Genomic DNA, 324 nt, shown 5'->3' with positions numbered 1-324 from the left:
CACTCGCCCCGGCGCAGCGCCTGCGCCGCCAGGTGCAACGCCACCAGCGACGACGAACACGCCGTGTCCACCGACACCGCCGGCCCCTCCAACCCCAACGCGTACGCCACCCGACCCGACACCACACTCGCCGCATTCCCCGTCCCCGCGAACCCCTCCACCTCATCCGCAGCAGACACCATCAACAGGGCCCCATAGTCCTGACCATTCGTCCCCACGAACACCCCTGTTCGCGAACCCCGCAACCCCGCCGGATCAACCCCTGCCCGCTCCACCACCTCCCACGACGCCTCCAACAACAACCGCTGCTGCGGATCCATCGCC

1 protein-coding gene is annotated in these 324 nt (G+C 69.4%); it reads right to left on the bottom strand.

Annotated elements, in window-relative coordinates; translation table 11 throughout:
• Positions 1–324 (bottom strand): beta-ketoacyl synthase N-terminal-like domain-containing protein (locus tag C5N14_RS31560; RefSeq protein ID WP_133305783.1); only part of this gene is annotated, 324 nt, incomplete at both ends.

Source organism: Micromonospora sp. MW-13, from assembly GCF_003434305.1.
Classification (GTDB): Bacteria; Actinomycetota; Actinomycetes; order Mycobacteriales; family Micromonosporaceae; genus Micromonospora.
This window is presented reverse-complemented; position numbering and strand designations above follow the sequence as displayed.